Genomic DNA, 8,035 nt, shown 5'->3' on the forward strand with positions numbered 1-8,035 from the left:
ACCTATACCGTTACCGGAACAGATGCCAATGGATGTTCTTCCACTTCTACTGTAACTGTAACTGTAGATTCGCAAATCACTGCAAGTGCCGGTTCTGACGTAAGCATTTGTAATGGCGATAACACTACACTGAATGCAAGTGGTGGAACAAACTATAGCTGGTCGCCAAGCACCGGATTAAGTGATCCGAATATTGCCAATCCGGTTGCAAGTCCAACAAGCACTACCACCTATACAGTAACTGCAAGTTCCGGTCAATGTACCTCAACGGCTTCGGTAACTGTTACTGTAAATAATTTACCTGCTGCTCCAGTTGTTTCGCAAAGTGGAAATGATTTAGCTTCTACCGCTGCGGTTTCTTACCAATGGTATTTGAACGGTTCACCAATTGCGGGTGCTACCTCGCAAACCTTTACTCCGGTTGTGAATGGTGACTATACCGTTGAAATTACAGATGCCAATGGTTGTTCCATGATGTCGGCAACTCCGTTTACCTTCAGTGGAATTGGAGCAGGAATTCTTGAAGAAGTTAACTCGAATTACATTCACATCTACCCTAACCCAAGTTCAGGAATCTTCACCTTAGAAGTGAATGCACCATGGGATGGTAACCACAAAGTTGAAATTGTAAATGCTGTGGGACAAGTGGTATATAGTACTTCTTTGACATTAGTTTCCGGACAAAATGCAAAAACAGATGTTCATCTTCCTGCAATTGCACCGGGAATGTATTCCGTAAAAATTTCGAACAACGATCACAGCGCTGTAAAACGCATTGTGAAAATGTAATCGTTCAATCATTCTGAAAAAGGGTCGTCGGATTTCGATGACCCTTTTTTATTTTGCAAAGGCGGCTGCTAATGCCGGATCATTTCCTTCAACCACATCTTTCCATGTATAATTAATTAAAACACCGGGTAAAAAACTTCCCTTCTCTTGTTCGTCCAACTGAAAAGTATTTGTACTGTACATAAAAAATGCATTGAGTTGCGGCAAATAAATACGTTGTATCTCACCATGGTGATAGAGATTGCCTCCGCTGGGTTCTCCGATAAATGTGGCTTTGGTTTTTTGTTTTAATTCCACTGCATTCATCAATGAAGATGAAATTACTTTTCTGCCCACCAATACAATAAAGCGATCCGGATGATTGAGGTATGATTTTGAAATGGACTTTACAAAGGGTTCTATCAATGCAGAATTTCCACCCGGATTACTGCGTAAATCCAAAATAATTTTCTTTGGTTTTTTGACTTTAACACAATGAAATAATTCTTTGTTGAAGGATGAAAATTTATGATTGGGATCTTCGTTGCATTTTTCGTAATTGAAATATAGGGTTTGTGAAGTATCGATGTATTCGTACCAGTAATTTGCACTTTTTCTATAGGGCAACATTTTTCTTACCACATCGGCATAGGTCCAGTTTATTTTTGTTTCCGGTTTATTGGGGAAAAGTCGAAAGTTTGCATGAATGGTATCTCCATTCCATTTCTGTACCTGAATGGAATTGAGACTATCGGTGTGGAGTATTCCCATTCCGGATAGGACGACCGTATTATGAAAATAAAATTCGCTCATGCTTAATACGTACCAGGGATTATCCTGTTTAATCCGCCTTGAAATGGAACTAAATATCGATTCTGCTTTTTGTCCGTTTATCGCTAATAATTTACCAAGGTGTAAAGTGGTCAGTTCCGAAGAGGTAACTGTAATGATAAATCCTTCTTTTAAAATCCGGCCTCTGAATGGCAATATGTAATTTTCTTTGGGAAATAAAATGGTGTGTTCATCATTGATTTCCTGCAATATTCCGATTAAAGCGAGATTGGTTTGTTCGGCCGACCAATTCTTCTGTTTTAATTCGTCCAGCTGCTCTTTCCATTTTTCTTTCGAAATATATCCGAATGGTTGAACATGTTTGCCTGAGATTACCTGATATACACTATCAATTTCTGTGGCATATTTGTTTTGGGCTTTCAGGAATAGTCCGCTCAATAAAAACAGCAGGAAGAGAATGTTTTTTTGCACCATGATCATGAGTTAGTGGTAGGACGATCAGGCAAAGCAATTGTTACAAATCTCCACTCAGAAATCTTCAAAATTCTGAAGTGTCCGAATGTCAACAATATGAACACCGGTAAAATAATGCAGTAAAATTGTTTTATAATCGAATCCGAGTTTTGCCATTTTCATTGCGCCCTCCTGGCATAATCCCACACCGTGACCAAATCCTCTTCCTCTTAACAGAATGGTATTTTCATTGAGCATTTCCACACTGAAAAAGGTGGATTTAAGATTCAGCTCCGTTCGCATATTTTTAAACGGAATGCTTTTGTTGCAGGAACTCAGACAATACATGCGGTAGGGCTGCTTAAAATTACTGCAGTAATTAAAACAGGTGGAATCCTGCACGGGAATGCTGTAGCGTTTAAGATAAGAAGCCCATTCGAGCGCGGTAATTTCTTTTTTCCAATATGCATTGGGTTGCGAAACGCAATAGGGATCTTTCACCGATCTTAAATAGGGAACAGCTTTGGTCCACACCTGTTCCGAATTGGCTGTTTGTCCACCACAATTCGAATGAAAGGCTGCAGTTATCATTTTTAGACTGTCGTCCACAATTACAATTCCATGCGTAAGCTGTGTAGCTTTTAAAATTTCTACGTTGGCTTTTCCTTTTCCTTTAAACGCCTGGCAATGCACCTGATCGCACAAGTGAAATCCTTCTTCTTCGTGTTTGTATAAATGTGCAAGGGCATAGGTTCTGGAAATGATGGATTGCACTTTATAAAACTCCTGATGATGTCCGTAACCGGCCTCCGCCTCCACTACCCCGGCCAAATAATCTTCCAGATCGAGGTGATTGATGATGCGCAGTGAGCCATTAAAATAATCGATCGAAATTTTTCCGCGATATGTTTTTTCTTTTCCGCTGGGTTGGATGCCTTTGAATTTGATATCGGCGGCGGAGTCCTGCGGAACAAATAATACCTGACGAAAAACGCCGGTTTCGCCATTGAGGGAAACGACTTTTACACCATTGGTATCGCCGGAAATTTTGAGTGCATTACCCGGAATTAATTTCCCCAATTCGAGCGAATCGCCAAATAATTTGTAATCACCGAGGGAGGGGTTAACCATGACCGAAAACTGCGGATCGTGACGAAAAATTCCGATGCGCACTTGTTGGCCGTGGACGATGAACAGTTGACCAAAACAGACAAAAAGAAATGAAAGGAATAATTTTCTCCCTGAGCACATAAAGCAAAATTAAGCAATGCCTGTGCCGGGTTGATGTCAGGATTTCAGAGTTTTCAACATGAGACTGGCAGTTAACGCCGATGCTCCACTGTTACCCAGTATTTCACGAAGTGATTGGTAGTCGCGCAACAATTGATCACGCTCCGCCGTGCCCGGTAAAATCCGTTGTAATTCGCGGCTTAATTGCTCCACATTAAAATCATCCTGAATTAACTCCTTAACCACTTCCCGATCCATGATGAGATTCACCAATGAGATGAATTTGACTTTGATCAGCCGACGCGCAATGTGGTAGGAAATTTTGCCTCCTTTGTAACACACCACTTCGGGAATATTCAGCAAAGCCGTTTCGAGCGTGGCCGTACCTGAAGTGACGAGTGCAGCTTCTGAATTCCGGAGAATATCATAGGTTTTTCCGAATACAAGAGGAATGGTATGATTCCCCATAAACGAGCGGTAATATTCCTCCGTTTGCGAAGGAGCTCCTGCAATAACAAAATCGTAATCGGGAAATTTTTTGCTGGTGGCCAGCATGATGGGCAACATACGTGATATTTCCTGTTTGCGGCTACCCGGTAATAAAGCGATGATGGGTTTAACCCTTAGTCCTAATGATTTCTTCCATTCAGTATCTGCAGCCGGTAAATGTTGAATGGCATCGAGCAGTGGGTGTCCCACAAACTCCACTTCATAATTCCATTTGCGGTAAAACTCTTTTTCGAAGGGCAGAATCACAAACATTTTATCGACCACCTCCCGAATGGTTTTCACCCGCGATTGTTTCCATGCCCATACCTGGGGAGAGATGTAATAAAACACCTTTATACCATGTTCCCGCAACTTTTTAGCCACGCGGAGATTAAATCCGGGATAATCTACCATAATCACCACATCGGGCTTAAAACGCAGAATATCTTCCACACAAAACTTCATGTTGCGCAGAATGGTTTTCAGGTTCATGAGGACTTCCGTAAATCCCATAAAGGCGAGTTCGCGGTAATGCTTCACAATGGTGGCCCCTTGTTCCTGCATCAGATCTCCACCCCAGGCACGGAATTGCGCCTGATCGTCGATCTTACGAAGTTCCTTCAGCAAGTTCGAGGCATGCAAATCGCCTGATGCTTCTCCGGCTATGATGTAGTATTTCATCGAAGAAATTTAAAGGCCATGAATGCGGCAACTTCCACCAGCGAAACTGCTACCAATCCTTTACTGGCACGTTCGAGTTTCCAATGAAAAAACACGAAATAAAAGAGGAATAATGTCGGCAACATGCAGAAGGTAAAAATCTGATTTTGGTATTCGCCTCCCTGTAAAAAATATCCCCAATACTTGCTCCATGGTCCGTAGGAATAAATCACCTGCTTCCCTGCAGCGTATCCTAAAAAGGGCAATAAAAGTCCCGCAATCATTCCATAGAGCGGCTTATCGAATTTATCCATTTCAGAATTGGTATTTGAGTTTTTTCATCACACTGTGAGCGGTCATATCGTATTGTGTGGGCACGAGTGATACATAGCCATGTTCCAGTGCCCAGATATCGGTGTCGGAAGATTCATCGTAACTTTTGAATTCACCCGTGAGCCAGTAATAGGGTTTTCCGAGCGGATCGTTTCTTAAATCGAATTTATCTTCCCAGAAGGCATGGGCCTGGCGACAAATTTTTATGCCTTTGATTTTATTGGAAGGCAATTTTGGAATGTTCACATTGAAACAAATTCCTTCGGGCATTCCTTTTTGCAGGACCTCCTTCACGACCGACTTCACCACTTTTTGTGCGGGTTTAAAATCGGCATTCATCGAATAATCGAGCAGTGAAAATCCGATGGATGGAATCCCTTCCAGCGCACCTTCAACAGCGGCCGACATGGTACCTGAATACAACACATTGGTGCTTACGTTAGAACCGTGATTGATACCCGAAACGATAAGATCGGGTGAAAATTTCAGGATTTCATAAATACCCAACTTCACACAATCTACCGGCGTACCGGAAGTGGAATAGGCTTCGAGTTTTCCGTATTCTTTGGACTGACTCATTCGCAAGGGTTCATTCACCGTAATGGCATGCCCCATTCCCGATTGCGGACTATCCGGTGCAACAATTACAATACGTCCGAATCCCTTTACCGCCTCTACCAAAGCACGAATGCCCGGAGCTGTAATACCATCATCGTTGGTTACCAGAATAACTGGCTCTTTTCGTTTGTTCATACCGTAAAAATACATTTTTAGGCGCATCCACACTATTTCCCAACAATCTCCGTCTTTAGTCTAAAGTTTGTATCTTCATCCTCCTAATTGAACAACACATGAATTATCAGTCGGACGTGGAAGCTTTGGACGCTTTCGTTCTAAAATACAAGGATCTGAAAAAGGAAATCGGCAAAGTGATTGTCGGCCAGGAGCAGGTGGTGGATGAAGTGTTGATTTCTATTTTCTCGAAGGGACACTGCCTTCTGGTTGGTGTTCCCGGTTTAGCAAAAACCTTATTGGTGAATACCATTTCGGATGCATTGGGTCTTAGTTTTAACCGCATTCAGTTTACCCCCGATTTAATGCCGAGCGATATTATCGGTTCCGAGATTCTCGATGATACACGTAATTTCCGTTTTATTAAGGGTCCACTTTTCGCCAATATCATTCTTGCCGATGAGATTAACCGTACGCCTCCTAAAACGCAATCGGCCTTATTGGAAGCGATGCAGGAAAAAGCGGTTACCGCAGCGGGAAAACGTTATAAACTGGAAGACCCGTTTTTTGTACTGGCTACACAAAATCCCATTGAACAGGAAGGTACCTATCCCCTGCCCGAAGCGCAATTGGACCGTTTCATGTTTAATATTTGGGTGGACTATCCCAAATTTGAAGAGGAATTAGCCATTGTACGCAGTACCACCTCTAACACCAAGGTGAGTCTGAATAAAATTCTCAATGCCGAAGAAATTATTTATTTCCAGGATTTAATTCGTCGCATTCCCGTTGCGGATAATGTACTGGAATATGCCGTAAAACTTGCCAATAAAACGCGTCCGAATACTTCCATGGCCACCGATCTGGTGAATAAATACATCAGCTGGGGCGCGGGTCCGCGTGCTTCGCAATACCTGGTTATCGGAGCTAAATGTCACGCCGCCACCAAAGGAAAATACTCGCCCGATATTGAAGATGTGAAAGCCGTTGCAGAACCGATTTTACGTCACCGTATTGTTCGCAATTACATGGCTGAAGCAGAAGGTTACTCGCTGGAGAAAATCATTGCTTCTTTGTTGTAATCCCTCAGCGCTCAAAAAAAAAGTACCTGAATGGAATGGCCAAAACAGGTACTTGAAAAAAAAAAAAAAAATAGTTCTTATTGCTGATTCTGATCGATTCCTCCGGTGAATTCCTGAGAAATCGCTCCTTTTTCAACGCGTAATTTTCCGCCACCTTCGGTTACGATTACAACGGTTGTATCTTTAATTTCTTCGATTTTACCGTGAATACCGCCAATGGTAACGATGCGTTGACCTTTTTCCAATCCTTCTCTGAATTTTTTCGCTTCTTTCGCTTTGCGGGCTTGCGGACGAATCATAAAGAAATAGAATACCAGAATCATCAATCCGATCATGATGATGGAAGGAAGTGGACTTTGTGCAGGAGCTGCAGCTTGTAATAATACGGTGCTGAATGACATTTTATTTTGGATTTATAGGATGAACATTATTCATTAGGCGAAGCCACAAAACCGGTGAGCTTCACTTCATTTTTGGTTGGTACTGTATTGGCAAGAATGGTAACGGTTACATCTTGTTTTCCGCTCTTGTGTTCGGAGTCGAAGTTCACTTCAATGGTACCGGTTTCTCCCGGTTTAACCGGATCTTTTGGCCAGCTTTTGGGAACGGTGCAACCACAGGAACCACGAGCCGATTGAATTAATAAATCCGACTTACCTGTATTGGTAAATTCGAAGGAATATTTTACTACTTGTCCTTTAGAAATAGTTCCGAAATCGTACAAAGGCGTTTCGAATTCCATTACCGGCGGATTTTCCGGATCGATGTGTGCCGAATTAATTTCATCTGCACCTACATTGGCTTCATTGCTGCAGGATACCAATCCCACCATAAGTGAAGCAACTAAAAACGATGATAAAACTGTCTTTTTCATTGCAAAAAACATAGTTAATTTTCGATAAGACCTCTTCCTATTTTTTTGATTTTTCCTTCTTTTTTCAATTCCAGGAACACTTTATCCAGAATTCCGTTGATGAATCCGTTGGAGCGTGGTGTGCTGTAGAATTTAGAAATTTCGATGTATTCGTTAAGTGTAACTTTAACTGGAATGGTTGAAAATTCGCGCACCTCGGTGATGGCCATTTTCATGAGCAACATATCCATTGAAGCAATCCGTTCCAATTCCCAGTTTTCGGTTTTTGAAGAAATGATGTCTTCGTTTTCCTGACTCTGAAGAATGCTTTTGCGGAAAAGATCGCGGACAAATTTTTCGTCTTCTTCTTTGTCCTTATACAAATCGGACAATGCCGCAAATTCGTTGTCGCTTTCTTTAAATCCTTTAATGGTTTTTAAAACAGTAGCACAAACCAGGTCGATATCATCCACCCAATTGATGGAGGTTTCTTCGAGGTAATTCAGAACGGTTTCGCCATTGGCAATTTTGTCTTTGAAAAAAGCCATAATAAAATCCTGACCCTCTTCGAACGAACGACCCGGATCCGTCATGTATTTCGCATATTCTTCTGAAGTGCGCAGTTCATTAAAAATTTTCTTGA

The 8,035-nt window shown here is 41.9% G+C and carries 10 protein-coding genes; 2 read left to right on the forward strand and 8 right to left on the reverse strand.

Going from position 1 to position 8,035, the window contains the following annotated elements:
• Positions 1–789, forward strand: a 789-nt coding sequence (locus K1X56_14265) for a T9SS type A sorting domain-containing protein (protein ID MBX7095882.1), incomplete at its 5' end; no start/stop codon positions are given.
• Between the two features lie 48 nt (positions 790–837).
• Here K1X56_14265 and K1X56_14270 read toward each other — a convergent pair.
• From K1X56_14270 to surE, 5 genes are read right to left on the reverse strand one after another with little or no spacing between them, the layout of a single operon-like run.
• A complete protein-coding gene (locus K1X56_14270) occupies positions 838–2,034 on the reverse strand; it encodes a hypothetical protein (GenBank protein MBX7095883.1) in 1,197 nt (398 codons plus the stop codon).
• 54 nt (positions 2,035–2,088) lie between these two features.
• Positions 2,089–3,264, reverse strand: coding sequence for a SpoIID/LytB domain-containing protein (locus K1X56_14275; GenBank protein MBX7095884.1), 1,176 nt, complete (start codon positions 3,262–3,264; stop codon positions 2,089–2,091).
• Between the two features lie 36 nt (positions 3,265–3,300).
• Positions 3,301–4,413: a lipid-A-disaccharide synthase gene (gene lpxB, locus K1X56_14280; GenBank protein ID MBX7095885.1), complete on the reverse strand. Its 1,113-nt coding sequence runs from the start codon at positions 4,411–4,413 to the stop codon at positions 3,301–3,303.
• Positions 4,410–4,706 (reverse strand): hypothetical protein, encoded by a 297-nt coding sequence (locus K1X56_14285; GenBank protein ID MBX7095886.1) that lies wholly within the window; start codon positions 4,704–4,706, stop codon positions 4,410–4,412. The genes lpxB and K1X56_14285 overlap by 4 nt, the downstream gene beginning before the upstream one ends.
• 1 nt (position 4,707) lies before the next feature.
• Complete coding sequence (gene surE, locus K1X56_14290) at positions 4,708–5,478, reverse strand: 5'/3'-nucleotidase SurE (protein MBX7095887.1); 771 nt, start codon at positions 5,476–5,478, stop codon at positions 4,708–4,710.
• A 98-nt stretch (positions 5,479–5,576) separates the two neighbouring features.
• On the opposite strand from surE, the gene K1X56_14295 reads away from it, so the two are divergent.
• Positions 5,577–6,539: an AAA family ATPase gene (locus K1X56_14295; GenBank protein ID MBX7095888.1), complete on the forward strand. Its 963-nt coding sequence runs from the start codon at positions 5,577–5,579 to the stop codon at positions 6,537–6,539.
• A gap of 77 nt (positions 6,540–6,616) precedes the next feature.
• Here the strand turns inward: K1X56_14295 and yajC are convergent, their stop codons facing one another.
• The 3 genes from yajC to nusB all read right to left on the reverse strand — a co-directional run.
• Positions 6,617–6,940 carry a preprotein translocase subunit YajC gene (gene yajC, locus K1X56_14300; protein MBX7095889.1) on the reverse strand — a complete coding sequence of 108 codons (324 nt, stop codon included), beginning with the start codon at positions 6,938–6,940 and terminating at the stop codon, positions 6,617–6,619.
• A 26-nt stretch (positions 6,941–6,966) separates the two neighbouring features.
• Positions 6,967–7,413 carry a DUF1573 domain-containing protein gene (locus K1X56_14305; protein ID MBX7095890.1) on the reverse strand — a complete coding sequence of 149 codons (447 nt, stop codon included), beginning with the start codon at positions 7,411–7,413 and terminating at the stop codon, positions 6,967–6,969.
• 14 nt (positions 7,414–7,427) lie between these two features.
• On the reverse strand, positions 7,428–8,035 hold a 608-nt coding region (gene nusB / locus K1X56_14310; GenBank protein MBX7095891.1), incomplete at its 5' end, for a transcription antitermination factor NusB.

The organism is Flavobacteriales bacterium (genome assembly GCA_019694795.1).
GTDB lineage: Bacteria > Bacteroidota > Bacteroidia > Flavobacteriales_D > UBA2798 > UBA2798.

Excerpts from the sequence above, each read along its gene's own strand:
- K1X56_14270 (MBX7095883.1), bottom strand. The coding sequence starts at position 2,034 with ATGGTGCAAAAAAACATTCTCTTCCTGCTGTTTTTATTGAGCGGACTA.
- K1X56_14275 (MBX7095884.1), bottom strand. The coding sequence starts at position 3,264 with ATGTGCTCAGGGAGAAAATTATTCCTTTCATTTCTTTTTGTCTGTTTT.
- lpxB (MBX7095885.1), bottom strand. The coding sequence starts at position 4,413 with ATGAAATACTACATCATAGCCGGAGAAGCATCAGGCGATTTGCATGCC.
- K1X56_14285 (MBX7095886.1), bottom strand. The coding sequence starts at position 4,706 with ATGGATAAATTCGATAAGCCGCTCTATGGAATGATTGCGGGACTTTTA.
- surE (MBX7095887.1), bottom strand. The coding sequence starts at position 5,478 with ATGAACAAACGAAAAGAGCCAGTTATTCTGGTAACCAACGATGATGGT.
- K1X56_14295 (MBX7095888.1), top strand. The coding sequence starts at position 5,577 with ATGAATTATCAGTCGGACGTGGAAGCTTTGGACGCTTTCGTTCTAAAA.
- yajC (MBX7095889.1), bottom strand. The coding sequence starts at position 6,940 with ATGTCATTCAGCACCGTATTATTACAAGCTGCAGCTCCTGCACAAAGT.
- K1X56_14305 (MBX7095890.1), bottom strand. The coding sequence starts at position 7,413 with ATGAAAAAGACAGTTTTATCATCGTTTTTAGTTGCTTCACTTATGGTG.